30 protein-coding genes are annotated in these 26101 nt (G+C 67.6%); 17 read left to right on the top strand and 13 right to left on the bottom strand.

What is annotated here, in order from left to right; genetic code table 11:
• Positions 1 to 40: 40 nt before the first annotated feature.
• Genes NGM10_RS02980 through NGM10_RS02990 form a run of 3 tightly spaced genes read right to left on the bottom strand, consistent with a single transcriptional unit; the run spans position 41 to position 3994 of the window.
• Positions 41 to 1090, bottom strand: a complete 1050-nt coding sequence (locus NGM10_RS02980; protein WP_253481656.1) for an ABC transporter permease — start codon at positions 1088 to 1090, stop codon at positions 41 to 43.
• Positions 1083 to 3110 (bottom strand): ABC transporter permease subunit, encoded by a 2028-nt coding sequence (locus NGM10_RS02985; protein WP_253481658.1) that lies wholly within the window; start codon positions 3108 to 3110, stop codon positions 1083 to 1085. The genes NGM10_RS02980 and NGM10_RS02985 overlap by 8 nt, the downstream gene beginning before the upstream one ends.
• A complete protein-coding gene (locus tag NGM10_RS02990; protein ID WP_253481660.1) occupies positions 3107 to 3994 on the bottom strand; it encodes an ABC transporter ATP-binding protein in 888 nt (295 codons plus the stop codon). Before NGM10_RS02990 ends, NGM10_RS02985 begins: the two co-directional genes overlap by 4 nt.
• A 164-nt stretch (positions 3995 to 4158) precedes the next feature.
• Here NGM10_RS02990 and NGM10_RS02995 point away from each other — a divergent pair, with 164 nt between their 5' ends.
• Entirely contained in the window at positions 4159 to 5682 is a 1524-nt protein-coding gene (locus tag NGM10_RS02995) for a TrkH family potassium uptake protein (RefSeq protein WP_253481662.1), read from the top strand.
• Between the two features lie 31 nt (positions 5683 to 5713).
• Here the strand turns inward: NGM10_RS02995 and NGM10_RS03000 are convergent, their stop codons facing one another.
• The gene (locus tag NGM10_RS03000) at positions 5714 to 6052 is read right to left on the bottom strand and encodes a DUF8159 domain-containing protein (RefSeq protein ID WP_253481663.1); all 339 of its coding nucleotides are present in this window, start codon (positions 6050 to 6052) and stop codon (positions 5714 to 5716) included.
• A 31-nt stretch (positions 6053 to 6083) separates the two neighbouring features.
• The gene (locus tag NGM10_RS03005; protein WP_253481665.1) at positions 6084 to 6305 is read right to left on the bottom strand and encodes a hypothetical protein; all 222 of its coding nucleotides are present in this window, start codon (positions 6303 to 6305) and stop codon (positions 6084 to 6086) included.
• A 110-nt stretch (positions 6306 to 6415) separates the two neighbouring features.
• Between NGM10_RS03005 and NGM10_RS03010 the strand changes: the two genes are divergently transcribed.
• Both NGM10_RS03010 and NGM10_RS03015 read left to right on the top strand, forming a co-directional pair.
• Positions 6416 to 6931, top strand: a complete 516-nt coding sequence (locus NGM10_RS03010; protein ID WP_253481668.1) for an SHOCT domain-containing protein — start codon at positions 6416 to 6418, stop codon at positions 6929 to 6931.
• Between the two features lie 103 nt (positions 6932 to 7034).
• Positions 7035 to 7394: a hypothetical protein gene (locus NGM10_RS03015; RefSeq protein ID WP_253481671.1), complete on the top strand. Its 360-nt coding sequence runs from the start codon at positions 7035 to 7037 to the stop codon at positions 7392 to 7394.
• 5 nt (positions 7395 to 7399) lie between these two features.
• Here NGM10_RS03015 and NGM10_RS03020 read toward each other — a convergent pair whose 3' ends face one another.
• A complete protein-coding gene (locus NGM10_RS03020) occupies positions 7400 to 8620 on the bottom strand; it encodes an NAD(P)/FAD-dependent oxidoreductase (protein WP_253481674.1) in 1221 nt (406 codons plus the stop codon).
• Between the two features lie 27 nt (positions 8621 to 8647).
• Positions 8648 to 9631, bottom strand: a complete 984-nt coding sequence (gene mvaD / locus NGM10_RS03025; RefSeq protein ID WP_253481677.1) for a phosphomevalonate decarboxylase MvaD — start codon at positions 9629 to 9631, stop codon at positions 8648 to 8650.
• Positions 9632 to 10436: 805 nt separating this feature from the next.
• Here mvaD and nth point away from each other — a divergent pair.
• On the top strand, positions 10437 to 11123 hold the full coding sequence (gene nth, locus NGM10_RS03030) for an endonuclease III (protein ID WP_253481680.1): 687 nt from the start codon (positions 10437 to 10439) through the stop codon (positions 11121 to 11123).
• Between the two features lie 192 nt (positions 11124 to 11315).
• A complete protein-coding gene (locus tag NGM10_RS03035) occupies positions 11316 to 11765 on the top strand; it encodes a pyridoxamine 5'-phosphate oxidase family protein (RefSeq protein ID WP_253481683.1) in 450 nt (149 codons plus the stop codon).
• A gap of 51 nt (positions 11766 to 11816) precedes the next feature.
• Here NGM10_RS03035 and NGM10_RS03040 read toward each other — a convergent pair whose 3' ends face one another.
• Positions 11817 to 12299 (bottom strand): DUF7321 family protein, encoded by a 483-nt coding sequence (locus tag NGM10_RS03040; RefSeq protein ID WP_253481685.1) that lies wholly within the window; start codon positions 12297 to 12299, stop codon positions 11817 to 11819.
• Positions 12300 to 12417: 118 nt separating this feature from the next.
• On the opposite strand from NGM10_RS03040, the gene NGM10_RS03045 reads away from it, so the two are divergent.
• The 8 genes from NGM10_RS03045 to NGM10_RS03080 all read left to right on the top strand — a co-directional run bounded on the left by NGM10_RS03045 (position 12418) and on the right by NGM10_RS03080 (position 17397).
• Positions 12418 to 13239, top strand: coding sequence for a DUF7319 domain-containing protein (locus NGM10_RS03045; RefSeq protein ID WP_253481687.1), 822 nt, complete (start codon positions 12418 to 12420; stop codon positions 13237 to 13239).
• 84 nt (positions 13240 to 13323) lie between these two features.
• On the top strand, positions 13324 to 13992 hold the full coding sequence (locus NGM10_RS03050) for a plastocyanin/azurin family copper-binding protein (protein WP_438267164.1): 669 nt from the start codon (positions 13324 to 13326) through the stop codon (positions 13990 to 13992).
• Position 13993: 1 nt separating this feature from the next.
• The gene (locus NGM10_RS03055; RefSeq protein ID WP_253481691.1) at positions 13994 to 14380 is read left to right on the top strand and encodes a DUF7318 family protein; all 387 of its coding nucleotides are present in this window, start codon (positions 13994 to 13996) and stop codon (positions 14378 to 14380) included.
• Positions 14381 to 14383: 3 nt separating this feature from the next.
• Positions 14384 to 15238 carry a ubiquinol-cytochrome c reductase iron-sulfur subunit gene (locus NGM10_RS03060; protein WP_253481693.1) on the top strand — a complete coding sequence of 285 codons (855 nt, stop codon included), beginning with the start codon at positions 14384 to 14386 and terminating at the stop codon, positions 15236 to 15238.
• Entirely contained in the window at positions 15238 to 16032 is a 795-nt protein-coding gene (locus NGM10_RS03065; protein ID WP_253481694.1) for a cytochrome b, read from the top strand. The genes NGM10_RS03060 and NGM10_RS03065 overlap by 1 nt, the downstream gene beginning before the upstream one ends.
• A gap of 5 nt (positions 16033 to 16037) precedes the next feature.
• Positions 16038 to 16820: a cytochrome b family protein gene (locus tag NGM10_RS03070; protein ID WP_253481696.1), complete on the top strand. Its 783-nt coding sequence runs from the start codon at positions 16038 to 16040 to the stop codon at positions 16818 to 16820.
• A 15-nt stretch (positions 16821 to 16835) separates the two neighbouring features.
• A complete protein-coding gene (locus NGM10_RS03075) occupies positions 16836 to 17156 on the top strand; it encodes a DUF7315 family membrane protein (RefSeq protein WP_253481698.1) in 321 nt (106 codons plus the stop codon).
• The gene (locus NGM10_RS03080) at positions 17149 to 17397 is read left to right on the top strand and encodes a DUF7314 family protein (RefSeq protein ID WP_253481700.1); all 249 of its coding nucleotides are present in this window, start codon (positions 17149 to 17151) and stop codon (positions 17395 to 17397) included. The genes NGM10_RS03075 and NGM10_RS03080 overlap by 8 nt, the downstream gene beginning before the upstream one ends.
• 548 nt (positions 17398 to 17945) lie before the next feature.
• On the opposite strand, the gene NGM10_RS03085 is transcribed toward NGM10_RS03080, so the two are convergent.
• Positions 17946 to 18386 (bottom strand): DUF7313 family protein, encoded by a 441-nt coding sequence (locus NGM10_RS03085; RefSeq protein ID WP_253481702.1) that lies wholly within the window; start codon positions 18384 to 18386, stop codon positions 17946 to 17948.
• Between the two features lie 60 nt (positions 18387 to 18446).
• Positions 18447 to 19205 carry an NAD(+)/NADH kinase gene (locus NGM10_RS03090; RefSeq protein WP_253481704.1) on the bottom strand — a complete coding sequence of 253 codons (759 nt, stop codon included), beginning with the start codon at positions 19203 to 19205 and terminating at the stop codon, positions 18447 to 18449.
• 291 nt (positions 19206 to 19496) lie between these two features.
• On the opposite strand from NGM10_RS03090, the gene acs reads away from it, so the two are divergent.
• From acs to NGM10_RS03105, 3 genes are all read left to right on the top strand, one after another.
• Complete coding sequence (gene acs, locus NGM10_RS03095; RefSeq protein ID WP_253481707.1) at positions 19497 to 21491, top strand: acetate--CoA ligase; 1995 nt, start codon at positions 19497 to 19499, stop codon at positions 21489 to 21491.
• Positions 21492 to 21733: 242 nt separating this feature from the next.
• A complete protein-coding gene (locus NGM10_RS03100; protein ID WP_253481710.1) occupies positions 21734 to 22540 on the top strand; it encodes a hypothetical protein in 807 nt (268 codons plus the stop codon).
• Between the two features lie 24 nt (positions 22541 to 22564).
• Positions 22565 to 23182 carry a DUF420 domain-containing protein gene (locus NGM10_RS03105; RefSeq protein WP_253481712.1) on the top strand — a complete coding sequence of 206 codons (618 nt, stop codon included), beginning with the start codon at positions 22565 to 22567 and terminating at the stop codon, positions 23180 to 23182.
• A 21-nt stretch (positions 23183 to 23203) separates the two neighbouring features.
• Here the strand turns inward: NGM10_RS03105 and NGM10_RS03110 are convergent, their stop codons facing one another.
• From NGM10_RS03110 to NGM10_RS03120, 3 genes are all read right to left on the bottom strand, one after another.
• Positions 23204 to 23965: an ABC transporter permease gene (locus NGM10_RS03110; protein ID WP_253481713.1), complete on the bottom strand. Its 762-nt coding sequence runs from the start codon at positions 23963 to 23965 to the stop codon at positions 23204 to 23206.
• Positions 23962 to 24954, bottom strand: coding sequence for an ABC transporter ATP-binding protein (locus NGM10_RS03115; RefSeq protein ID WP_253481715.1), 993 nt, complete (start codon positions 24952 to 24954; stop codon positions 23962 to 23964). Before NGM10_RS03115 ends, NGM10_RS03110 begins: the two co-directional genes overlap by 4 nt.
• A gap of 73 nt (positions 24955 to 25027) precedes the next feature.
• Positions 25028 to 25321: a hypothetical protein gene (locus tag NGM10_RS03120; RefSeq protein WP_253481717.1), complete on the bottom strand. Its 294-nt coding sequence runs from the start codon at positions 25319 to 25321 to the stop codon at positions 25028 to 25030.
• Positions 25322 to 25430: 109 nt separating this feature from the next.
• On the opposite strand from NGM10_RS03120, the gene NGM10_RS03125 reads away from it, so the two are divergent.
• Positions 25431 to 26099: an HNH endonuclease gene (locus NGM10_RS03125; RefSeq protein WP_253481719.1), complete on the top strand. Its 669-nt coding sequence runs from the start codon at positions 25431 to 25433 to the stop codon at positions 26097 to 26099.
• Positions 26100 to 26101 lie beyond the last annotated feature (2 nt).

Below are 26101 nucleotides of genomic sequence, written 5' to 3' on the forward strand. Positions count from 1 at the left end.
GGTCGGCCCGACCGAGTCGCCGGTCGGCGACTCGGTCGGCCTACTCGCCGAGACCGCTCGCCTCGACGAACCGCCGGACGGCGGCGTAGCCCGCGAGCGCGACGACGACGTACGCGACCACCATCGCGTGGGTGAGCGCGGTCGGACTCCCGATGGCGAGCTTCGCCACCGTGTTTGCGGGCGACTCGGGCAGGAGGTAGGTCGCGCTGACCACCACCAGTATCCCCATCGAGAAGAGGAACTGAGCCTGCTTGCGGTCGCGCAGGCGGAGCGCAGACAGCGCGCCCATCGAGACCACGCCCACCGAGAGCGCGGTCACGAGCAGGAGTATCTCCGCGGCGTTCGAGACGCTGGTCCCGTTGAACGACAACAGCGCGAGCCACGCACCCGCTTGCAGGGGCGCGAGGACGCCCATCGCGATCAGCTTCCCGTCCACGATGTCGCCCCCCGTCAGCGGCGCGACCCGGAGGAGTTCGAGCGTGCCGCGGTCGTACTCCTCGGCGATGGCGTCGACCGTTACGCTCCCGCTGAGGAACACGGGCAGGAACATCAACAGGGGGATAAGCACCGTGTAGGTGAACCCGAAGTAGGGGCTCGACTCGCCCTCCGGGGGGAGCGGGACGGGCGCGCGTTCGAGCCGGTCGGCCAGTCGCTGGCGCTCGCTGCGCTCGAAGGCGTCCAGTACCTCTCGAATCTGGGTCACGACCAGCGTGGTCCTGACGTTGCCGTCGGGCGCGACCGCCCGAACCTCGGCGCGCCCGTCCGACCCGCGCTCGACGTGGAGGACGGCGTGGACCTCGCCGCGCTCGAAGCCCTCCATCGCGGCCTCTTCGGAGCCGTACTCGACCGCGCGCCACCCGTCCTCGGCCTCGATGACCGGGACGATGTCCTCGCCCGCCTCGCCCGAGACGCCGAACTCCACGACGAGTTCGCCCGAGACCGACCCGGGGTCGTACAGCGACACCAGTCCCACCGCGAGGAACGACGAGAACGCCGCCACGAACAGCTGGATGAGGATGGCGAGCACGATGGTCTTCTCGCTTCGCAGGGAGGCGAGTTCCCGCCGGGCGACCGTCAGGCGCTTACCCAAGGTGGCTCACCACCGTTAGGTTGTAGGCGGCGTGAACCAGCGTCGCCACCACGAGCGTTCCGGCGTACCAGTAGCGGTCCCGACTCGCGCCGTAGGCGGTCGTCGCCGCGGTCACCGCGTGAAGCGCGAGCGGTGCGAGCAGAAGGCCGACCAACACGAGCGGCGAGGTCTCGACGCCCAGCCCCGTCACCGTCCCGAACGCCGCCTGCCCGAGTTCGAGGTCGGGCAGGCCCACCAGCTGTGCGAGTGCGGTCGCCTTCTCGCCGACGAAGAAGCCCAGTCCGGAGAGAAATCCGAGGAGGGCGACCGACCCGCGCGTCGGCTCGAACCGACCGTGGGCGAACCCCGCGTAGACGCCGACGCTCTTGGCGACCTCCTCGATGAGCGCGATGGCGACCAGCAGGACCGGAATCGACACCTCGACCGGCAGGGCGAACAGGAGCGCCACCGCCAGCAGTTCGGCGACGAAGACGAACGGAATCGAGAGCGCGCTGAGTTTGGCGACGCTCCGCGGGCCCGAGAGCTGGCCGTCGAGCGCGTCGAGGAACTTCAGCGGGACCGACCGCTGGGTGAACATGTCCTCCTCGCGGTAGACCCCCGCGCCGAGCGCGAACAGCACTCCCGCGGTCAGCGCGAGCGGGAGCGTCGAGAACGCGTAGTCGGCGAGCGCGACCTCGCCGCCGCCGAGCGCCCGCACCACCAGCGTCAGCGGCGAGATGGCCGCGATGGGATGCACGTCGGTGAAGATGGCGGGGATGAACGCGTAGGAGGTCAGGAACACCGACAGCGAGACCGTAACGAAGGTGAGTTCCTTGAACGACCGCGAGAACATCGCGCCGACGAACGAACTCGCGAGGAAGACGAGCGCGATGGGGACCACCGCGGCGACCGAGACCGCCGCTGTCGCCGCGATTTCGAGCGGCGCGTCGCCCCCGGCGGGGGTCAGCGCCGCGATAGCGAGCGCGGTCAGCGTCGCGATGGCGACCATCCCGAGGAGGTACGGCAGGGTCTTGCCCGCGATGATGTCGCCCCGCGAGACCGGCGACACCAGCAGGAGCTCTCCGCGGTCGTTGACCCGCTCGTTCAGCACGCTGGAGGCGTACGCCTGGATGACGAAGTTCATCGGCAGGACGAACGCGAACGCCAGCACCAGCGACTCGAAGGGGAACGGCGGCGTGATGTCGGCGGGCGTGCCGCCGGTCGCGTCGTCGGCGAACAGTGGTTCGGCGTCGTTCACAGAGGCCCCGTCCTGCCCGAGGTCGTTCCCGCTCGAACCGCCGGAGTCCGTCGTCTCGGAGCCCGCCGGGCGTTCGTCGGTATCGTCCGAATCGGGCGATTCATCGCCCGATTCGGATTCCGAGTCCCCGCCGTTCGTTTCCACCGGTACCGTTTGCTCACCGTCGCTCTCTCCGGAGTCGGCATCGCGGTCATCGCTACCTCGGGAACCGTCCCTGTCTCGGCTCTCCTCCGAATCGTCCTGCGCTGCTGTCTCGGCCGAGTCGTCGCTCGCGTCGGTACCGCCCGGACCGCTCCCGTCGCCGAACTGTCGGTCGGGGTCGGTCGGCGAGTCCTGCTCGGCGTAGCGCAGCGAGACGTTCACGGGAAACGCCGCCGCCCGGTCGGATTCCTCGCCCATTCGAGCGTCGTTGTAGGCCTCGACGGTGGCCCGGAGTTCCGAGGCGGCGGCCTGTCCCTTCGGCGAGGGGTCCCACCGCACCTGTCCGGGTGGGCACGCGGGCGTCTCGGCGGTGCAGACGGTCACGTCGGCGTTCTCCGAGTCCGGGTCGACCGCGACGAACGTCGGGTCGGCGACCACCGGACCGTGGTACGGGCTGTCGTCGGCGACCCCGACGCGGTAGATGCCGTCGTCGAGCGCGACGCCCTCGCTGGCGACCATCGGCGCGAGCGCCGCCATCAGAACGAGGACGACCCCGACCGCCGCGAGCGTCCGGCGGTCGAGTTGGCCCGCGTTCCTGCTGACCTCCCACCGCGCGATGCGCAGTGTCTTGTCGGGCTTCACGGTCTGCCCTCCACGTCCGGGGAGTCCTCTGCGAGGTCGAGGAAGATGTCTTCGAGGCTCGGTGTGTGGGTCTCGATGTCGGCGACCTCGCCGCCCGCGTTCCGGGCGAGGTCGCGGGTCTCCTCGACGCCGTCCATGCTCTCGACCACCCGGCGGTAGCGGCCGTTCTCCGCGACCGCGCCCTCGACCTCGACCGTGGTGTAGACGCGGTACTCGGTCCGGCCGTGTTGCTCGCGGATGGCCTCGACGCTCCCGCGGGCGACGATGCGGCCGTCGTTCATCATCGCGACCCGGTCGCAGATGCTCTCGACGTGGAAGAGGTTGTGAGCGCTGAAGACCACCGTCTTCCCGGACTCGGCGAGGTCGCGGGTGAACTCGATGATGTAGTTGGTCGTGAGGGGGTCGAGGCCGCTTGCGGGTTCGTCGTAGATCAGCACGTCGGGGTCGTTGACCAGCGAGCGCGCGATGGCGACCTTCCGGCGCATGCCCTTCGACATGTCGCCGAGCCGACGGTCTCGGTGGTCGAGGTCGAGCCGGTCGAGGGTGTCGCGGATGCGCTCGCGGGCGACCCCCCGGGGCACGTCGTAGAGGTCGGCGAAGAACGTCAGGTACGAGACGGGCGTCATGTCCTCGTAGAGGGGCGACTCCTCGGGGAGGAAGCCGAGGTACTTTCGCATCTCGGGGTCGGCGGCGTCGTAGCCCGCGACCCGGGCCGTGCCGCTCGTCGGCTCCACGAGTCCGGCGAGCATCTTGAGCGTCGTGGTCTTGCCCGCGCCGTTCGGGCCGATGACGCCGAACACCTCGCCGTCGGGGACCGAGAAACTGCTGCCCTCGACCGCGGTGAAGTCGCCGTACTCCTTGCGCAGGTTCTCCACTTCGATCATCGAACTGCCCGACACTCGTGACCGGGGGGACTTGGTTTTACGGTTCGCCGACCGGAACCGACCGGTTCGAGCGGGCCTCCCCGGTCGCTTCGATACCGGGACTCGAAACGCTGATTGGGGTCGCGTAAGAATCGGTTGCCGTACGCGAGCTATCGGTGACTGCCGTGTTCGAACGAACGAGACGACGGAACTGGCGGGTACGCGTCGACTGGCGGCTGAGCCTCAGCCTCGTCGGGACCGTCCTCAAGTGGCTGGTCGTGCCCCTCCTGTTGCCGCTGGCAATCGCGGTGTACGACGGTTCCGACGTGGTCCCGTTCGCGGCGACGATACTGACCACCGCGGTCGTGGGCGCGGGACTCGAATCGCTGTCCGACGAGCGCGACCTCCACGCGAGGGAGGCGTTCCTGATGGTGTCGCTCACATGGCTGGCGGTCGCGGTCGTGGGCGCGCTCCCGATGGTGCTGGCGGGTACCGGCGCGCTCGCCGAGCCGGACAACGCGCTGTTCGAGAGCATGAGCGGCATCACGACCACGGGCGCGACCGTGATGGTCGACTTCTCGGCTCACTCGCGGGCAGTGATGATGTGGCGACAGCTCATCCAGTGGCTCGGCGGCCTCGGGATACTGGTGCTTGCGACCGCCATCCTCTCACAGCTCTCGGTCGCGGGGGCCCAGCTCATGGAGACCGAGACCCAGACCCGCGACGTGAACAAGCTCACCCCGCGCATCTCCGAGACCGCGGGCATCCTCTTCCGCATCTACGTCGGCCTCACGCTGGCGCAGGTGGCGGTCCTCTACGCGTTCCGACTGGTCGGCATCGCGCCCGAGATGACCCTTTACGACGCGGTCGCCCACGCGTTCACGACCATCTCGACCAGCGGCTTCTCGCCCCGCCCCGAGAGCATCGCGGCGTTCTCGCCTGCGGTCCAGTGGGCCGTGATTCCGTTCATGGCGGTCGGCGCGACCAGCTTCGTGCTCATCTACCTCGTCCTGCGAGGCGACACGGGACGGCTCTCGCGAAGCGACGAGTTCCGGTTCTACGTCGGCGTCCTCGGCTTCTTCAGCATCGCGGTCGCCGCGGTCCTGACCCTCGACGCGACCTTCCCCGGAAACGTCGAGGCGACGGTCCGACACTCGGTGTTCCAGGTCGTCTCCATCACGACCACCACGGGCTACGCCAGCACCGACTTCGACCTCTGGTCGGCGTCGGCCAAGCACCTCCTTTTCGTCTGCATGTTCATCGGCGGGATGGCCGGGAGCACGACCTGCTCCATCAAGGCGCTACGGTGGCTGGTGGTGCTGAAGGCGTTCCGGCGGGACCTGTTCGTCGCGGGCCACCCCGAGGTGGTTCGGCCGGTCCGGCTGAGCGGGCGGGTGGTCGACGAGCAGACCATCCGGGACATGTACGCCTACACGCTGGTGAGCCTGATGTTCTTCATCGCGGCCACCATCTTCGTGGTGATGGACACCTCGCGGGTCGGGTTCCGAATCGGCGAGTTCGAGGCGATGGGCGCGGCGGCCGCGACGTTCTTCAACGTCGGCCCGGGGTTCGGCGTCGCTGGCCCGTTCGAGAGCTACGAGACGTTCCCGACGACCACGAAGCTGGCGATGACGGCGCTGATGTGGGTCGGCCGGATAGAGATAATCCCGGTCCTCGTCGTTCTCACCCCCTCGTACTGGCTGTCGTGACCAGTGGGGATCGTCGCCGGGAGCCAGCCAGTTACGACTCCACCGTGTCGAGGACGCGCTCGGAGAGCTCCACGTCAGAGAGGTCCCCGCGGGCGTGAGCGCGCAACCACTCCTCGTCGGCCCGCCACGCGCCGCGCTCGCCGCCCTCGATGTCGAAGACGGTCGCGCGGAGGTCGACCGGCTCCCAGCCGTCGTCGGCCGCGTCGAGCAGGAGATTGAGGACCCGACCCATCTCGCGCTGTGGGACGCCCTCGCCGGGCGTGGCGGTCTCGTACTCGATGGAGAGCGTGCCGTCGGCTCGGTCGAGCGCGGTGACGTACACGCCGTGGCTCATCAGCCGCGATTCGAGTCGGTCGTGGAGGTCGTCCATGTGACCGCCTACGGCCCGAGGGGTGTAGTCGCTACCGGAAGTCCTGCGAATCGCGCGCGGTGATGCAACCGCAGGTCACCGCGGGGTCGAGGACCTCGTCGACCGGCATGGATTCGCCGCACTCGGTGCAGACGACGGTCGTACTCGACGTGCGACGGTAGTACTCTAGTGCGTGCGCGCCGACGACGGCCCCCGCGAGGAGGCCGACCGCCCCCGCGAGCGCCTTGTCGAACAGCGCAGTCTCGCGTGCCATGCGCGGCGAAGGTTCGGCCAGAAACTTAAAGCCATTGACGCGGGGAAAACAACAGAATCAGACAGGACAGCACTGCAACCTTTTTGTCGGCGTCGGCGGTACCCGACGCCATGGGCGATACGCTCGCCGAGACACCCGACGAGGAGAACGCGCTGGTGAAAGCGACAGCGCTCGCGGTCCTCGGGGCCGGGCTCCTCGCGCTGTTTCTGGGCTACAGTTGGTTCTGGATGGTGTTCGCGCTCGGATTCGCGGTCGTCGTCCCGCTGGTGAAAGTGGCGACCAAATCGCTCGGAGACGCCGACCGAACCGGGGAGGTCGGCCGCGAGCGCCGCCCCGAACCCGCCGGGCCCCGGTCGGACTCGCGGGGCGAGTCCGACCGGGGCCCGGCGTCGAGGCGGGACGCCCTCGACTCGCTCCGGGACCGGTACGCCCGCGGCGAACTCGGAGACGAAGAGTTCGAGCGGAAGGTCGAACGACTCCTCGAAACCGAGACGCTCGAAGACGCCCGCGGACACGTCCGGCGGGGACGAGAAGCGGGGCCGCGAGAGTCGGAATCCGCGGAACGCGAGCACGACTCCGAAAGAGGGCGTAGCTCCGCCGAAGGCCCCGAGCGCGAACGCGAGTGAGCGCGGCCCAATCCGACGTTACCTCCGAACGGTCCGGGCGTAACCGGGTCGTGGGCGGAATAAGTGCGACATATAAAAGGCGAGCGAGAACGAAGACAGCGGTATGGCAGTCATCGACTTCGTCATCGGATTCGTCGTGAGCCTCCTCATCGGGGCGCTCGGCATCTACGTCGGCGGCCGGATAATCACCGGCATCGAGGACTACGGCTACGCCGTCATCACCGCGCTCATCGGGTCGGTGGTGTGGTGGCTCGTCGCGGTGCTGGTGGGCTGGATTCCGCTCCTCGGGACGGTTCTCGCGCTCGCCGCGTGGATATACGTCATCAACGTCCGGTACCCCGGCGGCTGGGGCAAGGCCATCGGCATCGCGCTCGTGGCGTGGCTCTCGGTCTGGGTGGTGCTCGTGGTACTCGGCACCCTCGGACTCCTCACCCCCGACGCCATCGGGGTGCCCGGCTTCTAGGTCTCCTAACCCAGTTCCTCACCGACCAACTCGACCGCGTTTCGTATCGCACCCACCGACGAGAGGTATCCCGCTCCCACCGTCGTCTTGAGCGCCTTCGCCGCCCGGCCGGTGAGGACGGTCGGACCGACCTGCGCGACCGCGCCGTCGCCGACCGACACCAGCCACCCCGGCGAGTCGAACGCGAAGGGGTCGAGTCGGGGGTCGAACACGTCGTCGCCCTCGCGGTCGTGCTCGACGAGTCGCGCGAGGTTGTCGGCGACCGCGCGTGCCTCCCGGACCGCGGCCTGCGCGCTCGCCGGGACGGGTTCGCCGTCGGCGTCCACCACGCGCGCGGCGTCGCCGACCACGAACGTCGAGTCCCCGACCTGCAGGGTGTTTCGCACCTCGGGGCGCTCGCCGTCGAGGGCGTCCGGGCCCCGGATGCCGCCGGTCCAGACGAACTGGTCGTAGTCGAGGCTGTCGCCCGACTCGAACTCGATGGTCTCGTCGGTCGCGCGCGCGACCGCGGCGTTCGTCCGGACCTCGACGCCCCGTTTTTCGAGCTCGTTCCGAACCGCCCGCTGGAAGTTCTCCGGGAACGCTGGCGCGACGCTGTCGAGTCGCTCGACCAGCGTGACGGTCACGCGCTCTCCGGCGTCGCGCTCGTCGGCCAGCGCCGCCAGCTCCCCCGCGACCTGTATTCCCGAGAGGCCCGCGCCGCCGACCACGACGCGCGACGCGGGGTCCCGCGACGGCGCGTCGCGGGACGCCGCGTCCGAGGCCTCCGCGCCCGAGGGCTCGGCGCGGTCGAGCGCGCCGAGGAACTCCTCGCGAATCCGCTCGGCGTCCGGAATCGACTTGAGCGGGCTGGCGTGGTCCTCGACGCCCGGCAGGTCGTAGAAGGCGGTCTCGGCCCCCAGACACACCGCGGCGTAGTCGTAGTCGAGGGTCTCGCGGTCGCGACCCTCGCTCCCCGCAGCGCCGAGGGTCACGACGTTCCGCTGGGGGTCCACGTCGGTGACCGTTGCGCGTCGGATTTCGGCGCGGTCGAGCACCTCGTCGAGGGGCACCACGATGTCCTCGGCCACCGACGGGCGGCGGATGACGCGGTGGACCTCGTGCTGGACGAGATGCCTGCCGGTCTTCTCGACCACGAGGAGTTCGACGTCGTCGGGGACGTTGCGTTCGAGCTTTCGGGCGAGGGTCAGTCCGGCGTAGCCCGCGCCGAGGACGAAGATGCGCATTCGACTCGGCGTAGGGGCCGACGACAGTTAAAACAGCGCCTCGCTCTCGTCAAGAATCTCTGCGGGACCGCCGACCTCCCAGACCATCGTCTCGTCGGCGTGTTCGGCGACGGTCGCCTCGACGCGGTCGGCGTGCGCTTCGGTCGTGTTGACGTAGACGCTCGCGCCCGTGTCGGTCGAGAAGTAGACCGGTACGTCCTCCTCCTCGCGCAGGTCGCGCACCGCGTCGAAGATTTCGAGGGTCTCGGGCTTCCAGTAGACCCACCCCGCGGGACCGGTCATCGTGGTCGCGGCCAGCGACAGCGAGTCGTGCTCGGCGGTCTCGAACACCCGGTGGAAGTCGCCCGCCCGGAGCGCGTCGCGCATCTCGGCGAGCTGGTCGTGGATGTGGGCCAGTCTGGCCTCGAACATGTGGCTGTCGGCGGCCTCGCGGTGGGCCGCCTCGGTCTCCTTGTACGCGGGGACCAGTCCCGCCACGATGCGCAGGTCGTCTTCGAGGGGCGAATCGAGGCGCTCCGAGCGGCAGTCCTCGTCGTTGAGTCCGGCGTGGAGGTCCGAGAAGCCGCCGGTCACCGCGCGGGCCGCCGACGACGACCCCCGGCGCGCGATGGTCGAGACCGCGGGCCGCGAGAGGCCGAGGTCGGCGGCCTCCGCGAGCGCCATCGCGGCCGCGGCGAACCCCGACGACGACGAGCCGAGCCCCACGTTCGACGGGAAGGAGTTCTCGCTCTCCAGTCGAACGGGGAATTGGGCGTGGTCGGCGTCGGCGAGCTCGCGAACGCGGGCGAGGACGTTCGAGACGCGGTCTGCCTCGTGGTCGGCCAGCTCCTCGCCGCCGACGACGAAGGTGTCGGCGTCGAGGTCGGGGTCGAACTCGACGGTGGTCTTCGTGTGGCTCGGCGCGGTGCAGACGCTGATGGAGTCGTGGTACGGGAGCCGAAGCTCCTCGTCGCGCATCCCGTGGTACTTGACGAGGCCCTGAATCGGGTGGGCCTTCGCGGTCGCCTTCATGGGTGGAAAGGTGTGGGACGGGGGGTTAAAACTCTCGGAACGTCGACAGCGAGATTCGCGTGGCCGGTTCGATTCGTCTATTGGAGTGGTCCGAAACGAGACTGTGAGAACTGGTGTTGTGATTTCGAAGCCGACTACATTCGAGAAGTGGTGTATCGAGAAGCTAGCTGGCTCCGAAAGGTGATCCACCGACAAGCTAGCTGGCTCCAAAAGGTAATCCACCGAGAAGCTAGCTGGCTCCGAAAGGTGATCCACCGAGAAGCTAGCTGGCTCCAAAAGGTAATCCACCGAGAAGCTAGCTGGCTCCGAAAGGTGATCCACCGAGAAGCTAGCTGGCTCCGAAAGGTGATCCACCGAGAAGCTAGCTACTCCCGTCACCTATGAGAACCGCACCACGTCCTCCCCAACCGACTGCGGTCCTCACTCCGTTGCGGTCCTCGTCCCTCGCACGAGAATCGCGGCCCAAACCGCGGGCCGCGATTCCGCGCGCCGGGTGGTTGACGAATATGCGCGATACTGACCGTTCACCCCGGCGCGTGCTGGCGCGGCGCGCTGTTTGCGCCGCGCCAAGGCGCGCGAGGGATGACTGAACGAGCGAAGCGAGTGAGGGAATCGGCTGGGGAGGGCGTGGCCTGCGGTCGCGGTGCTGGGTGGTTCTCCTAGGTACCGGGAGTAGCTAGCTTCTACCGTCCTGTTCTGGTCTCTCTCGCCACCCGGACCCCTTCACGACGAATCGAACATCACAACACCACCCTAGCGCGGCCAACGAACAAGATTCAAACCGCAGCCCTCCCACGAGAAGCACATGGGAACACCGCTGGACACGCGCGAACAACAGGTCGAAGAGGTCCTCGACAGACTCTACGAGGCCTACCCCGACTCGACGATCTCGCTGAACTTCTCGAACCGGCTCGAACTCCTCGTCGCCGTGATACTCTCGGCGCAGTGTACCGACGAGCGGGTCAACAAGGAGACCGCCCACCTCTTCGAGAAGTACGAGACGGTCGAGGACTACGCCGAGGCCGACGAGGACGAACTCTCCGAGGACCTGAACTCCATCACCTACCACAACAGCAAGGCCGACTACATCAAGACCTCCGCCCGGCTCATGCTGGAGGAGTACGACGGCGAGGTCCCCGACACGATGGACGGGCTCACCGAGCTGAAGGGCGTCGGGCGCAAGACCGCGAACGTGGTGCTTCAGCACGGCCACGACATCGTGGAGGGCATCGTGGTCGATACCCACGTCCAGCGCATCTCGCGTCGACTCGGAATTACCGAGGAGGAGACGCCGAAGAAGATCGAACGCGACCTGATGGGCATCGTCCCCGAGGACGACTGGCAACAGTACACCCACCTGTTCATCAGCCACGGCCGAGCGACCTGCACGGCGCGCAACCCCGACTGCGGCGACTGCGTCCTCGAAGACGTCTGCCCCTCCTCGAAACTCGACGGCGAGGTGGACCTCGCCAGCGGCGAGGCGTGGGGGTAGTCGAAGAAGCGAATGGTGATTGCGGACGTTCGCCTCGCCGAAGCCCGAAATCGGAGACACACGTCAGAGAGTGCTGAGTATGTGTATCCCGCGAGCGGGGTGCTTCGTCCCAGCCAACTACGATGCACTCGGCAAAAAAGAGTAGCTACTTAGCTGTCGAGAAACATTCACTGGCTGATGGATACGAAACCCATGGACGAATCGGAGATCGATTCGTTCCTCCGGGAGCAGGATTCGGGAACGCTATCTCTGACCAACGGAGAAGAGACGTATGCTATCCCGGAATCGTTCGGCTACGACGGAGAGAATCTATATTTTCACATGGCGTATACTACAGACAGCCAGAAGATGGAGTTCATCGAAACGACGGAAGTAGCCACGTTCACGACCTACCGTGAGGACACTTCCGCATCGAGCGTTATCGCTCGTGGCGAGATCGAACGTGTGCCCGAAAGCGACGAGATTCTCGCGTCTCGGGCGTTCGCCGACAACACTGTTGTACCCGTACTCAATGTCTCTATCGAAGAGTCAATCGATCAACTCGACTTCGACTTCTATCGACTACGGCCTACTGAACTCACCGGGCGCAAATTCGGCGATAATCTGGGACGCCCCGACCGGACCGAGCAGTCGACGAGTTGACCGGATTGGCTCCCGAAAGTATCTCGGCTTGGGAGTCCGTCGATTAGCGTCTCAGTACAGCACGTACTCGACGAAGTACCGCGCGATGCCGACGACCCACGCCAGCAACCAGAAGACGACGTAGCCCGCGACCCCGACCCGGAGGCGACGCCGCCACGCGCCCATGTTCTCGTGGAGGTCGTCGATGTCCGCGTTCTCGTCGGGGTCGTGATAGAGGTCGTGGTGGTACTTGACTTGGAAGATGCGGACGATACCGGTCAGCGCGAGCGTCAGCATCGCGTAGGCCTGCAGGCCGAGGAAGACGTGGACCGCGGTCAGCCCCCCGACCTGCTCGAAGAAGCGAGGTGCCATCCACGTCACCACGGGAACCGCCGTCAGGAGCAGGCCGACCGCGATGAACTTCAGGTGGTGGGTTAGCACGCCCCACGTCACCGTCTCCTGGTCGAGGATGTACCACGCGCCGTAGAGGTAGAACGGGAGACTCGCGGTGACGACGAGCGCGACCACCGTCGCAACTATCGCGTCGCTGACCATGGTCGGCGGTTGGGAGCGCGCGAGGTTAAGGCGTACGGAAGCGGTCTCGGAGCCAACGGTCGGCCGTCTCGGCCGAACGTCGGGGCGCTTATGCGCCTTCAGGTCCGAGTCCCCACCAATGACCGACGCCTCGGACGACCCGGCCGCGCCCGCGAGCGACTCCGAGGAGCGCGAGTCCCGGGAGCAGCTCCGCGAGCGGGTCGAACGGAAGTACGACTTCGAGAACTTCGGCCCGCAGGACATGGCCGAGATGACCTACGAGGAGTGGGAGGCCGCCTTCGACCACGGCTCGTGGATCACGGGTCGGGAACTCCTCGACCGGGTGGAGGCCGACCTGAAGAACAGGGTCGCCAATCGCGACGTGTTCGCCGTGCTCGAACGCGTCCAGCAGGACGGAGAGGGACGCCTGCTGGCGTACTCCGACGAGGGGTACGCCGTGGTCTATCCCGACGGGAGCGTCGAGGGGCGGGGCACCGTCCTCCGGGACGTCAAGCCCTCGGTCGCGCTCGCGTCGATGGAGAGCTACGAGGTGCCCGACGCGCCCGACGACGACGTGCTCCCCGACCCCGCGTCGGTCCCGGAGGGGTCGGGCGAACTCGGCAACCAGTTGATGCAGATAATCGCGGGGGTCCACCTGCTGGCGGGCGTCGCCCTGCTGGTGGCGTGGGTCGCGCTCGCGCTCCCCCTGGTCGCGGCCGTCGCCGGGTTCGGCTTCCTGCTGTTCGGCGTCTTCGTCTTCCTCATCGTCGCGAACGCCCGGCTGTCCGACCGGTTCCGCTCGGAGGAGTACCGCAATCGGCTCCGGGCGGTCGGCATCGAGGACGGCGAGCGCCCGGAGTTCCTCGCGGAGGCCGACCTCGGCGAGAGCGAGAGTCCCGACGAGACGGCGTCGAGCGCGCCCGAGGCGGGAGTCTCTCCGGGTTCTGAGGACGACGGCTGACCGCTGGCGGGCGCGGTGGCGGCCGAACCCCGAGTCCGGCGGCATCGGTGGCTTTAAGCAACTCGTGCCCTGAGTTCGAGTTGTATGAAGAGGCGGGACTTTCTGATGGCAGCCAGCGGTGTTGCTGGCGGCACTGCCGCGGGCGCGGCGGCGGGCCCCGTAGCGGCCGCGCAGGACGACGGCAACACCACGACTGCCGACGGAAACGAGACTACGACCGCCGCCAACGAGACCGCCGAGGGCAACGAGTCCGACTCGGACGGAGGCGGCGGTGGCGGAGGCGGACCGACCGAAGAAGTAACCGTCGGCCCGGGGGGCGAACTCGTCTACGACCCCGCCGAGCTGACCATCGAGCCCGGAACGACGGTCAAGTGGGTCTGGGACTCGGACAACCACAACGTGGTGGCCGAGAGCACGCCCGACGACTCCGACTGGGAGGGCACCGAGGGCGGCGACGACGAGACCTACGACACCGGCTACGAGTACGAGTACACCTTCGAGACCGAGGGCGACTACGCCTACTACTGCACCCCCCACCAGAGCGCCGGGATGGAAGCCACCATCACGGTACAGGAGGGCGGAGGCGGCGGGGGCGGCGGTGCGGCCGCCGAGGAGGACCCCGAACACATGGGCGTCCCGATTCAGGCCCACTTCGTCGGGATCGGGACGATTCTCATGATCATCATCTCGCTCGTCTACACGTTCTTCCTGCTGAAGTACGGCGAATCACCGAACACGAGCGGAGGTAACTGATATGTCATCCACAGGCTCAACCTACGGCGACATCCACCGCTACGAACCGGCTCGCGAGAGCACGGCCGCCGCCATCGCCATCGTCCTCCTGACGGTGGTGGAGGTCGTGTTCGTCGGCCTGTTCACCTTCGGACTGGTGGACGGCTGGGGATACACGGGGCTCGGCAACATGTACCTCGGGTTCATCCTCGCGGTCATCTTCGTCGACCTCGCGTTCATCCTCATGCTGTACCGCAAGGAGTTCCTCCCCGACGTGATGATCGTCAAAAAGCGTCGGCGCAAGTGGGAGGACCTCTACATCCGCGAAGACCAGCAACACGGTGTCGACTCGGTCGGCAACGCGTGGGAGCAGTTCAAGCACGCAGTGTACCCGTACTACAAACGATAAACCATGCCAGCAGAAGACGACAAGTATCCGGCAAGCACAGGTCGCCGTCGCTTCGTGAAGGGCGTCGTCGGAAGCGCCACGCTCGCGGGCGTCGGCACCGCCGCGGCGGCGGGAATCGACTCCGCGACCGGTCCGACCGGCGGCGGTGGCGGTATCATCGACTTCCGTGGCGTCGAGAACACCAAGGGTCCCGCACCGCGGGGAATGCCCCAGATTCCGCTCGAAGTCGACGACGAAGGGTATCTGAAGGGCGTCTGGCCCGAACCCGAGACGAGGGTGCTCGACAACGGCACCGAGGTCGTCGAGGCCAAGATGGAACTCGGCGGTGTCACCTACACCACCGAGTGGTTCCAGTACTGCGGCATCCAGACCGCAGAGGGCGTCCGGCCCGACGCAGACCAGGACAACTACTTCCGGTACATCTCGAACTCGAAGTACGACTGGCAGAACAGCGAGGTCGAGGGCGACCAGAAGGTCCACGTCGACGACTTCGCCGACTACGGCTCGTGGGGCAACGGCATCGGGGCCGATGGCCTCGGCAAGCCCGCCCAGGCCAAGTGGCGCTCCGAGGACGTCTCCTCGGCCGAGACGCTCCCGGTCCAGCTCATCCGGAGCGAGCGCATCGAGGAGATGGCCGAGAACAACGAGTGGATCGCGGCCAGCACCGCCGAGGGGTTCATCGCCAACCTCAACAAGTGCACGCACTTCTGTTGCGTGCCGACGTTCAAGGCCCTGCCCGACTCCTCTAGCGCGGGCGCGGAGGACAGGATCTACTGTCAGTGCCACCAGTCGGTGTACGACCCGTTCAGCATCGTCGAGGAATCGTTCGCGGCGCTTCCCATCCCGGAGGGTGAATGATGAGCCTCGAACGCAAAGACGAGTACGACCACGGCGAGTGGATGCGCGAGAAGGAGCTCACGCCGGTCGAGAAGACGTTCCTGACGACGCTCATCTGGATGGACAAGCGCTTCCGCATCGTGGACTACCTCGAAATTCTGGAGACCCTCTACTACCGGGTCAACCTCCAGATGCCCAAGAGCCACACCGAGCAGTACAACCTCGACAACAAGTTCTGGTACTGGTACCCGCTGTACGCGCTGGGGAGCTTCTCGACCATCGCGTACGGCGTGGCCGCGGTCAGCGGGGCCTTGCTCGGGTTCTACTACGCTCCGGCGACCACCGGCGACCCGACGACGGCGTACAATCAGCTGGCGTTCATCATGACCGACCTCAACTTCGGGTTCATGCTCCGGTCCATCCACCGGTGGTCGGCGCAGGTGATGGTCGCCGCGGTGTTCCTCCACATGCTCCGCGTGTACTTCACTGGGGCGTACAAGGAGCCCCGCGAGCTCAACTGGATCATCGGCATCATCCTCATCAGCCTCACGATGGTGTTCGGATACACCGGCTACCTGCTCCCGTGGGACCAGCTGGCGTTCTGGGCCGGACAGATCGGCGTCGAGATGAGCCTCTCGATTCCGCTGGCGGGCGAGTGGGTCGCCCAGCTGCTGTTCGGCGGCTTCAGCCTGAGCCAGGCGACGCTCCAGCGGATGTACATCCTCCACGTATTCTTGCTCCCGTTCGTGGTGACCACGATCATCGCGGTCCACATCGGAATCGTGTGGATTCAGGGCATCGCTGAACCCCACTAAGAACCATGACAGAAAAAGAAGCGAAAACCGACGGCGGCGAAGACGTACAGACAGACGGCGGTGGCGGTCCCGGCATCGTCCCGCCGGACGACGAGACCCCGACGTGGAGCGAGCGCAAGGCTCGCCGACAGGGACTCTCTCGACTGACCTACGAGTACTTCGAGCGCTCGCGCCGGGAGGACCAGGACCTCCGCCAGGAATCGAGCTACGTAGAGCGCGACGTGTTGGCGTTCCCGACGTGGCCCCACGAGATGATCCGGAACCTCTCGATCACCAGCTTCTTCGTCGGGATGATCATCTTCCTCTCGGCGACCATGCCGCCCCACCTCGGGGCACCGGCCGACCCGAGTTCGACGCCCTCGATCATCCTGCCCGACTGGTATCTCTACTGGTCGTTCGGCCTGCTGAAGCTCGGCCCGCTCAACCCCGAGCTCGCCATCCTCGGCGGCGACAAGCTGTTCGCCGACCGGACGTACGGCGTGCTCGCCAACATCGTCGTTGTCGGCGCGGTCGCAATCGTGCCGTTCCTCAACAAGGGGAGCGCGCGCAGACCGGTCGAACAGCCGTTCTGGGCCAGCGTCGGCGTGGGCGGCGTCGTGTTCGCGACCACCATCAGCGCGCTCGCGGTCAAGAACCTCATCCCGCTCGACTCGGACCTGCTGTTCGACCTGACGTTCCTGGCCCCGCTCGTGGCCGGGACCATCACGTACGCGTTGCTGAAGTCGATGCGCGAGGGGTACATGTTCGACCTCAACCGCCGGTACTACCGGCTCCGGCCGCCGAAGTAACCGCCTCTTCTCTTCATGGATTCCAGTACCGACGACGCCGACACCGAGGGCGAGACTCGCGCCCGCGAGGTCGTGGTGCCCCTGCGACTCTACAAGGTCGTGACCGTCTTCTCGACGATGTTCGCGGTCGCGTTCGTGGTCGGCGGGTTCGTGGTGCTCGACACCGCGACCCAGCGCGCCAGCCTCGACATCGAGGAGATCAACGTCCCGCTGGCGGTCCTCGGCGTGGCGATGATCGTCGCGGGGTCGGTCGTGTACGCGTTCTCGACCCGGTTCCGCGCCGAAGGAATGGGAAAACCTAAAGACGGCTCCGACGAACCATCAAACAATGGCTGACGAATTCGCAAAGGGACTCGGTATCCTGACGGGCGGCGGTCTCGTCTGGATGGTACTGTCGGGCTGGTACACGACACCCGGCTTCGAGGACACCCAGCTCATCGGCGAGATTCCGGGCGACCTCGACACCTACGGACAGGCGGCAATCGTGTTCCGCGAGGCGACGTTCTGGTTCGTCATCCTCGGGGTCCTGGTCTTCTGGGTCGTCATCCCGGCACTCCAGCAGTACCGAGAGGCATAGCCCGCGAATCGCCGATATCGTTCTCCACTGGATTTCGTCGCCCCCCCCGGGTCGCGCATCGAGATTTCCGTCGGGGCGGGCGTTTCTCCTCGGTGTCCTCCGAGCGGCCCCGGAGCCGTGCGACTCCGCCGACGGTGGGTCCGCTCCGAGAGTCGGTCCCAACGGCCTCAGAAATCACCGTCGCGTCGTCGGGAACCGACGACGCGACGGGTGGCGCGATGGGTCGTCGCGTTCTGGAGTCGCGCTCGCATCTTCGTTCGGGAGTCGCGCTCGCATCTTCGTTCTGGAGTCGCGCTCACGACCGCGCTCGCACGCTCGTCTGGGCGGCGCTCGCGCCCGCGCCCGCGTTAGCGCGGGCGCGGGCGCGAGCGCGTGAGAAATAGTAGAGTAGTGGTGACAGTGACGAGAAAAACCGGCGGCAGTGACGAGAAAAAGCCGGAGGACGCTCGACGGCCAGCGGGTGAGTAGATTCCGCGCGCTCGGAGAGTCATCGCGAGCGGGAGCCGTGGCTGGGGAGCCGAGACGTGCGGCGAAAAGGCGGCGGGCGCTCAGACGATGCTGTTCCAGAAGGGTGCGATGACGTAGAACAGGCTCTGGTAGGCGGCGTAGAGCAGGACCAGCGCCCAGGCGACCAGCGCGCCGTTGGGCTTGCTCAGGCGCTCGCCGTTCCGGAGTTCGACCTCGCGGGCCTCGAACTCGAAGAAGTCGGTGAGGAAAAGCCCCAGCACGAGCGTCGACATGACCATCCCGGCGTGGTGGTGGAGCGTCAGCAGGTAGAACGACCCCAGCACGAGAACGAGGTTCGACAGTTCGTGGAGGTAGTTGCGGTCCAGATACTCCTCGCGGTCGTCCTCGCGGGCCTGACTCCGGTAATCGCGGTAGGCGAACAGCCGCGTCCCCATGTTGACCAGCACGAGCGCCAACACCACGTACTCGATAACGGGTGCGACGAACGTATCCACCGGCCCGAACATCGACAGCAGTTGCATACACGATACTCGTGAAGGCGGCGTATTAAACCTTGATTTCCGCGTGCGACGGTCGCCGCCCTACCGCTCGAAGAACGACCGGCTCTCGGGCACGCGAGCCAGCGCGAGCGCGCCGTCTCGGCTCACCTCGACCGTGGCGTGGACCGACACCGACCGCACCCGTCGGTCGTCGAGCAGTAGCGACACGTCCCCCTCGTCGCGCTCGACGCTCAGTTCGACGGCCTCGGTCGCGTCCAGCACCCATGTGTCGACGTTCACCGCGAACGGCGCGATGGGGACCACCCCGACGACGCCCGTCCCGGGTTCGAGCAGGGGACCGCCCGCGCCCCGGCCGTAGCCGGGGCTTCCGGTGGGCGTGGAGACGACGACGCCGTCGGCCCGGACGCGGGCGACCCGCTCGCCCCGCGACCGGATCGAGTACTCCGAGATACGCGCGGGTTCGGTCGTCACCAGCATGGCGTCGGCGAGCGCGCGCCCCGCGCGCTCGCCGTCGACCGAGACGCCCAGCACCGCCCGCGATTCGAGGTCGAACTCGCCCGCGAGCAGGGACCGAACGCCCGAGAGTGCGTTCGCGCGGTCCCCGCTCGCGTCGGCGTCGACCCCGCCGTAGCCCGGTCCGGCCCCAACCGGGAGGACCGGCACCTCGACCGACTCGCCGACGAGCGCGAGCAGGGCCGACTCGCCGACCGCGACGACCGCCTCGGGGTCGGTCGCGAGGACTTCCCCCGCCGTTCCGCGGGCGACCGGTTCGCTCGCGGCGTCGGCGACCTCGGCGACTCGGTCGGCGAGCGACCCCTCGCCGACGACACCGACCGTCATCCGACCCCCTCCTCGTGCGTGGTCCGCATCGGTCCCACGTTGGTCGCCCATCCGTGAAAAGAGTACGGAGTCGGTCCGTCGGGGATTCGGCGACGGCCCGGTCGATGCCCCCGACGACCTCGTCGACGAGGTCGACGCGCTGAACTGAGCGGCGGGCGTCGGTCGATTCGACGGCGAGGGTCGGTCGGCGGTCTCCCGCGGATTGCCGGTACCCCGAAGCTTTCGGTTCTTTCGATGTGCTAGCTCTCGGCAACCTTTATTTGGCTCCTGAGAGAGTAGTAAGACGAACCTATGACTGACGATACCGTAGAACTCGAGGCCCGGCTCGAAGAGCAGGAAGCGTTCGAGCCGCCCGAGGAGTTCGTCGAGCAGGCGAACGTCTCCGAGGAGTCCATCTACGAGGAGTTCGAGGAGGAGTGGCCGGAGTGCTGGGAGCGGGCGGCCGACCTGCTCGACTGGGAGGAGGGGTACGACACCGTCCTCGACGACTCGAACCCGCCGTTCTACGAGTGGTTCACGGGCGGGTCGCTCAACGCGTCGGCGAACTGTCTCGACCGCCACCTCGACGAACGCGGCGACGAGGCCGCCATCGAGTGGGTCGGCGAACCCGTCGAGGAGGAAAACCGGACCTACACCTACGAGGACCTCCACCGCGAGGTCAACGAGTTCGCGGCCGCGCTGACGGAGTTGGGCGTCGAGGAGGACGACGTGGTGACGCTGTACATGCCGATGATCCCGGAGCTTCCCATCGCGATGCTCGCGTGCGCTCGCATCGGCGCGCCCCACTCGGTGGTGTTCGCCGGGTTCTCGGCCGACGCGCTCGCGACCCGGATGAACGCCGCGGATTCGGAGTATCTGGTGACCTGCGACGGCTACTACCGCCGGGGCGACGGCCTCGACCACCTCTCGAAGGCCAACGAGGGGCTGGCGGGCGTCGACCACGACGTGGAGGCCGCGGTCGTGGTCGAGCGTCTGCGCGAGGGCGACGGCCACGGTCACGACCTCGCCGACAATCAGCGCGCGTACGCCGACCTCGTGGCCGAACACGAGGGCGCGACGGTCGAGCCGGTCTCCCGGGACGCCGAGGACATGCTGTTTCTGATGTACACCTCCGGCACCACGGGCCAACCGAAGGGCGTCAAGCACACCACCGGCGGGTATCTGGCGTGGTCGGCCTGGACCTCCCGCGCCGTGCTGGACGTAAAGCCCGAGGACACCTACTTCTGCTCGGCCGACATCGGCTGGATTACCGGCCACTCCTACATCGTCTACGGGCCCCTCGCGCTCGGGACCACCACGATGATGTACGAGGGGACGCCCGACCACCCCGAGCGCGACCGCCTCTGGGAGATCATCGAGGAGTACGAGGCGACCCAGCTCTACACCGCGCCGACAGCCATCCGGGCGTTCATGAAGTGGGGCACCGAGTACCCCGACCGCCACGACCTCTCCAGCCTCCGACTGCTCGGGACCGTGGGCGAACCCATCAACCCCCGGGCGTGGAAGTGGTACTACAAGCACATCGGCGACGAGTCCTGCCCCGTGGTCGACACCTGGTGGCAGACCGAGACCGGCGGCATGATGGTCACGACCCTGCCGGGCGTCAAGACGATGAAGCCCGGGAGCGCGGGACCGCCCCTGCCGGGCGTCGACGCCCGCGTCGTGGACACGACCGGCGAGGAGGTCGAGGCCGGACGCGCGGGCTACCTCACCGTGAACAAGCCGTGGCCCGGGATGTTGCGCACCCTCTACAGGAACGACGAGCGCTACATCGACGAGTACTGGGCGGAGTACTCCGACACCGACTCCGACGACCCCGACGACTGGGTCTACTTCCCCGAGGACGGCGCGAAGGTGGACGACGACGGCTACATCACGGTGCTGGGTCGCGTCGACGACGTCATCAACGTCTCGGGCCACCGCCTCGGCACGATGGAGATAGAGAGCGCAATCGTCGGCGTCGAGGGGGTCGCCGAGGCCGCGGTCGTCGGCGGCGACCACGAGGTGAAGGGCGAGGCGGTCTACGCCTACGTCATCACCGAGGACGGCTACGAGGGCGACGAGGCGATGCGCGAGCGCATCGTCGCGGGCGTCGAGGACGCCATCGGCCCCATCGCCCGGCCCGAGCAGGTCGTGTTCACGCTCGAACTCCCCAAGACCCGCTCGGGCAAGATCATGCGCCGCCTGCTGGAGGACATCGCCAACGGCGAGGACCTCGGCGACACCTCGACCCTGCGCAACCCCGACGTGGTCGAAGACATCCAGGGGAAGGTCGGCGGCGACTGACCGACTCGACCCTCGGGCGACCGGACCGCGGTCCGGTCGCCCGAGCGCTGCAGTTGCCCGGCCGACGACCGCTCGCTCGCGGCTCGCGTGACCGGCCATCTCTTCCGTCGCCCGCCGTGCGCGTGACCGACCATCCCCTCCGTCGCCCGCCGTGCGCTCCGCGCACGGCGGGCGACTCCAACCGCCGAGACCCCGGTAATCGGGCGTTACTTTTTATGAATGTTATCTAACTAGTCGTCAGCATGACCGACTCCGACCTCGCGGACGTTTCCGGATACGCCGACGAGTACCGGTTGCGGGTCTTCGACGCCGCGCTCGCCGAGTTCGGCCTACATCGCGGCGACCTGCTCGACGCCGACGCACCGACGGCGTTGGCGGTCCTCGTCCGGCAGTACGTGGTCGGCGGGCCCGGCGGGTCCCCGAGGTCCGACCCCGGCCGGGCCGCTGGGGCCCTCGAACGGGCCCTCGGGACGGGGGGCCTCGACCCCGAGGACCTGTGGCGCGACTTCGCGGCCGAGTGCGAGCGGGCGAACGTCCCTCTCGCCGACGAGCGGCTCCGGGACGCCGTCACGGGGCTCGCGCGACTCGTAGAGCGCGAGGGGAACCCGTTCAGGTGGGTCGAACGCGAGGTCGACGCGTGCGGTCGGCTGACGGTTCCCGACGACGAACTCGACTCGCTCGCCGGTCTCGGACCGGACGGCGCGCGGGCCTTCCTCCGCGACGCGGTCTGGCTCGTCGGCGTCGAGGGCGGCGTGCGCCGACAGGACCGACACCTGCTCCAGTCGGTGGGGCGGTGGGTGCGGCCGGTGGTAGAAGCCCTCTGGCCGTCGCTCGACGGGGCCGACGAGGTGGTGCTGGCGAACCACGTCGCCGACGCCTGTGCCGACGCCGGTGTGTCGGGGGTCGCGTTCAATCAGGGCGCGTGGTACCTCGGCCGCGAGGCGGTCGGGGGCGGCCCCGACCGGGTCCGGCGCGACCTCCGACGCCGGTTCGGCGAGTCGGGCAGAACGGAAGCGACCGACGCCAGCGCCGGAAGGGAACGCACTTAGGCCGGTGGTCCCAAACTTCCGGACATGGCAACCACGAACGCGAAGCGCCGAGTCAGGGACAACCCGCGGGCCGCGACCGCGATACTCTCGGTCCTCGGCTACGTCCTCGTCCTCGGGACCTTCGCGGGCCTGCTCCCGATCTATCCGGACCTCGGCCGCGAGACGGTTGACCTGCTGAGCCACGCCATCGCGGGCGTCAACACAATCGCGCTGACCGCGCTCCTGCTGGGGTGGCGCTGGATACGCCGGGGAGAAGTTCGCAAGCACCGGGCCGCGATGCTGACCGCGTTCGCGCTCATCCTCGTGTTCCTCGTGCTCTACCTCGTGAAGGTCGGCGGGGGCGGCGAGAAGTCCATCGCGGTCACCGGCCCGGTCTACTACGCCTACCTCGCGATGCTCGCTATCCACATCGTGCTCTCGGTGGTCGCGGTCCCGGTCGTCCTCTACGCGGTCGTGCTCGGCCTGACCCACACCCCGACCGAACTCCGGGACACCGCCCACGCCCGGGTCGGTCGGTGGGCCGCGGGCGCGTGGGCGCTCAGCCTCGCGCTCGGCATCGTGACCTACCTCATGCTCAACCACATCTACGGCGTCGACGAGTACATGGCGGCGCTACTGCCGGTCCTCGCGGTGCGTCGGTAAGCGACGACCGGATCAGCGCTCTCAATCGGTCCGCGGAATCGCGTAGGCCCCCGCCGCGAAGAAGGCGAGCGCGAGGACGGCCAGCACGCCCATCTCCGCGCCGAACGCCCCGCCGGAGTAGGTCAGCTCCCGGACCCCGCGAGCGAAGTAGGAAAGCGGCGAGAGCCCCATCGCGGGTCGGAACCACGCCGGGAGCAGGTCGGGCGTGACGAAGGTGTCCGAGAGGAAGAGCAGGGGGAGCGCGATGGTGTTGCTCATGGCGATGACGCCGTCCTGGGAGTCGGCGGTGGCCCCCAGCACCGCGCCGAGGCCGCAGAACACCGCGACCCCGAGCGCGACGAACGCCGCGACGAGCGCGAGGCTCGCGGGGTCGAGGATGAGGTCGGCGGTCCCGGTCACCAGCGCCATCAGTCCGAGGACGATGAGGCTTGCGATGCCGATGATGGCGACGTTGACCAGCGTGTGGGCGAGCAACCACTCGACCCGCGAGAGGGGCGTGGTCGCCAGCTTCTCGAAGCGGTTGCCCTCGCGGTGGCGCGCGACCTCGCTCCCGACCCGCGACAGCGGCGTGAACAGCACGACCACCGCGAGGTAGCCCGGCAGGTAGTACGCCGGGGGTTCGGCGAACAGCCCCCCGCCGCCCGGGTTGGTCTGGACCAGCACCGCGAAGATGAGCACGAGGATGACCGGGAAGAAGAACGTGAAGAAGACCGCGGTCCGTCGCCGGACGAACGAGTGCCACGCCGCGGTCGCCTCCGCGCCGACCCGACCGACCGCGGTCATCGGTCGCCCTCCGCGCGGACGGCCTCCGCGCTAGGTTCTGCTTCTGTCTCCACGCCGCCGAGGCCGGTCGGGCCGCCGGAGGCGACCGACCGGCCGGTCAGTTCGAGGAAGGCGTCTTCGAGGTCGGGCTGTTTCCACGCCAGCGCGTCGTACGCGACGCCCCCTCCGTCGAGCGCCGCGACGATGTCGCCGATGTCCTCGGGACCGACCCCCGGGACGACGAGTCCCCGGCCGGTCGCCTCGGCGTCGAACCCGGTCCCCGCGAGCGCGTCGGTCGCGGCCGCGACCGACGCGCTCGCGTCCCCGGTCACGTCCACGACGATTCGACTCGCGCCGCCGTGCTCGGCCACGAGGTCGGCTGGCGACCCGACCGCGACGAGTCGCCCCGCCGCGAGCAGGCCCACGCGGTCGGCGAGGCGCTCGGCCTCCGCCATGTAGTGGGTCGTCAGGAAGACGGTGGTGCCCGCCGCCGCGAGGTCCTCGATGAGCGCCCAGAGTGCGCGTCGCCCGCCGGGGTCGATGCCGGTCGTCGGCTCGTCGAGAAAGAGCACGTCTGGGTCGTTGACCAGCGCCGTGCCGACGCAGGCCCGGCGCTTCTGACCGCCCGAGAGGTTCTCGTACCACGTTCCGTCGGCATCGAGGCCGACCTCCGCGAGGACCGCGTCGGGGTCGCGACTCTCGTCGTACAGCCCCGCGTAGTAGGCGACGAGTTCGCGGGCGGTCAGCCGCTCGGGCGGGTCGAACGACTGGGGGAGCAGGCCGAGTCTGGAGCGCTCGACCGTCTGCGGGCGGTCGCCGAACACCGACACCGACCCGGCGTCGGGCGTCGTCGTCCCGGTCAGCGCCCGGACCAGCGTGGTCTTTCCCGCGCCGTTCGGGCCGATGAGCGCGAACACCTCGCCCTCGCCCACCGAGAGCGAGACGCCGTCGAGCGCCGCGGTGTCGCCGTACTCCTTGCGGACCCCGTCGGCGACGAGTGCGTCTGCCATGTGCGGGAGTTGGGCGGTTCGCAGGTAAGGCAATCGATTCGGTGGAGCCAGAAGCCGTCGATCCACCCGTCGTTTAGCCTCCATCTACTGGCGTGACGATTCCGTCGACCAGATCGACCGACAACCGTTCGTATCTCAGAACGTACTCTATCCGCCCTCGCTCGTCGTTGTACTCCTTGGAGACGAGTTGGGCGTCTACCAGATTCTCCAGTTCCCTGTAGATGGTTTCACGGTGTTTTCCCTCCTCGTGTTGCCGTTCGTACCGCTCGAAGGCTCCGACGGCGGAATCCGGGCTATCCGCGAGGAGTCGAACGATTTTGATTCGAGTCTCGCTCGATAGCGTCTGTCCGATTCGAGTGATTTCCATACGACTGCGTAACGAAGTAACTCTAATCACAGTTTGTTACGTATTCTTGTAACAAAATAGCCGGATACACAACAAAATCGCATATGACCTCCACGTTATCGTGCGACCGATGTCGGACGACTTCGCGGAGACGTACGAGGAGACGCTCCGCCGGGCGAATCGAATCGCCGAGGAACTGGAAGCGGTCGACCCGGAAGCGGTGTCCCGAGAGAACTGGGAGGAGGAACTCCGCGACTACATGCTCGCTGTCGAGAACTTCGAAGACCACAAGACCGAGATTTACGCCTCGATTTTCGACGAAACGAGCGGAAAAGGGCGAATACGGGAGTATCTGAAGGACAAGGTCGGCGGCCCGGTCAGGTCCGAGACGCTCGCGCGCATCAGCGGTATCAGCCAGTACGCCCGTCGCGTCCGGGAACTCCGCAACGAGGAGGGGTTCGTGATCGACAGCACCCGGACGCGAGCGGAGTTGGGACAGAACGACTACTTCGTGGTCGAGATTCGAGACGTGGACGAGAAACGCCGCATCTCCGCACAGACGCGCTACGAGCAGTTACAGCGCGAAGAGACGTGCCGAATCTGCGGTCGCGGCGTCGACCATCCCGACGTGAAGTACATGGAGGTAGACCACATCGAATCGTTCGTCGACTACGACGACCCGGAGGCCGTCAACGACCCGGAGAACCTGCGTACCCTCTGCAACGAGTGTCACCACGGGAAGAGCGCCGCCGACGACGTCGCCAACAGGCGGCGAGGTGGAGAGATACGCCGCGAGTGAGG

Source organism: Halorussus salilacus, from assembly GCF_024138125.1.
Taxonomy (GTDB): domain Archaea; phylum Halobacteriota; class Halobacteria; order Halobacteriales; family Haladaptataceae; genus Halorussus; species Halorussus salilacus.

Excerpts from the sequence above, each read along its gene's own strand:
- NGM10_RS03090 (WP_253481704.1), bottom strand. The coding sequence starts at position 19,205 with ATGACGGTCGGTGTCGTCGGCGAGGGGTCGCTCGCCGACCGAGTCGCC.
- NGM10_RS03050 (WP_438267164.1), top strand. The coding sequence starts at position 13,324 with ATGAAGAGGCGGGACTTTCTGATGGCAGCCAGCGGTGTTGCTGGCGGC.
- NGM10_RS03045 (WP_253481687.1), top strand. The coding sequence starts at position 12,418 with ATGACCGACGCCTCGGACGACCCGGCCGCGCCCGCGAGCGACTCCGAG.
- NGM10_RS03100 (WP_253481710.1), top strand. The coding sequence starts at position 21,734 with ATGACCGACTCCGACCTCGCGGACGTTTCCGGATACGCCGACGAGTAC.
- NGM10_RS02990 (WP_253481660.1), bottom strand. The coding sequence starts at position 3,994 with ATGATCGAAGTGGAGAACCTGCGCAAGGAGTACGGCGACTTCACCGCG.
- NGM10_RS03085 (WP_253481702.1), bottom strand. The coding sequence starts at position 18,386 with ATGCAACTGCTGTCGATGTTCGGGCCGGTGGATACGTTCGTCGCACCC.
- NGM10_RS03075 (WP_253481698.1), top strand. The coding sequence starts at position 16,836 with ATGGATTCCAGTACCGACGACGCCGACACCGAGGGCGAGACTCGCGCC.
- NGM10_RS03010 (WP_253481668.1), top strand. The coding sequence starts at position 6,416 with ATGGGCGATACGCTCGCCGAGACACCCGACGAGGAGAACGCGCTGGTG.
- NGM10_RS03115 (WP_253481715.1), bottom strand. The coding sequence starts at position 24,954 with ATGGCAGACGCACTCGTCGCCGACGGGGTCCGCAAGGAGTACGGCGAC.
- NGM10_RS03065 (WP_253481694.1), top strand. The coding sequence starts at position 15,238 with ATGAGCCTCGAACGCAAAGACGAGTACGACCACGGCGAGTGGATGCGC.
- NGM10_RS03015 (WP_253481671.1), top strand. The coding sequence starts at position 7,035 with ATGGCAGTCATCGACTTCGTCATCGGATTCGTCGTGAGCCTCCTCATC.
- acs (WP_253481707.1), top strand. The coding sequence starts at position 19,497 with ATGACTGACGATACCGTAGAACTCGAGGCCCGGCTCGAAGAGCAGGAA.
- NGM10_RS03070 (WP_253481696.1), top strand. The coding sequence starts at position 16,038 with ATGACAGAAAAAGAAGCGAAAACCGACGGCGGCGAAGACGTACAGACA.
- nth (WP_253481680.1), top strand. The coding sequence starts at position 10,437 with ATGGGAACACCGCTGGACACGCGCGAACAACAGGTCGAAGAGGTCCTC.
- NGM10_RS03035 (WP_253481683.1), top strand. The coding sequence starts at position 11,316 with ATGGACGAATCGGAGATCGATTCGTTCCTCCGGGAGCAGGATTCGGGA.
- NGM10_RS03110 (WP_253481713.1), bottom strand. The coding sequence starts at position 23,965 with ATGACCGCGGTCGGTCGGGTCGGCGCGGAGGCGACCGCGGCGTGGCAC.
- NGM10_RS03000 (WP_253481663.1), bottom strand. The coding sequence starts at position 6,052 with ATGGACGACCTCCACGACCGACTCGAATCGCGGCTGATGAGCCACGGC.
- NGM10_RS03125 (WP_253481719.1), top strand. The coding sequence starts at position 25,431 with ATGTCGGACGACTTCGCGGAGACGTACGAGGAGACGCTCCGCCGGGCG.
- NGM10_RS03105 (WP_253481712.1), top strand. The coding sequence starts at position 22,565 with ATGGCAACCACGAACGCGAAGCGCCGAGTCAGGGACAACCCGCGGGCC.
- NGM10_RS03080 (WP_253481700.1), top strand. The coding sequence starts at position 17,149 with ATGGCTGACGAATTCGCAAAGGGACTCGGTATCCTGACGGGCGGCGGT.
- mvaD (WP_253481677.1), bottom strand. The coding sequence starts at position 9,631 with ATGAAGGCGACCGCGAAGGCCCACCCGATTCAGGGCCTCGTCAAGTAC.
- NGM10_RS03020 (WP_253481674.1), bottom strand. The coding sequence starts at position 8,620 with ATGCGCATCTTCGTCCTCGGCGCGGGCTACGCCGGACTGACCCTCGCC.
- NGM10_RS03120 (WP_253481717.1), bottom strand. The coding sequence starts at position 25,321 with ATGGAAATCACTCGAATCGGACAGACGCTATCGAGCGAGACTCGAATC.
- NGM10_RS03005 (WP_253481665.1), bottom strand. The coding sequence starts at position 6,305 with ATGGCACGCGAGACTGCGCTGTTCGACAAGGCGCTCGCGGGGGCGGTC.
- NGM10_RS03060 (WP_253481693.1), top strand. The coding sequence starts at position 14,384 with ATGCCAGCAGAAGACGACAAGTATCCGGCAAGCACAGGTCGCCGTCGC.
- NGM10_RS03055 (WP_253481691.1), top strand. The coding sequence starts at position 13,994 with ATGTCATCCACAGGCTCAACCTACGGCGACATCCACCGCTACGAACCG.
- NGM10_RS03040 (WP_253481685.1), bottom strand. The coding sequence starts at position 12,299 with ATGGTCAGCGACGCGATAGTTGCGACGGTGGTCGCGCTCGTCGTCACC.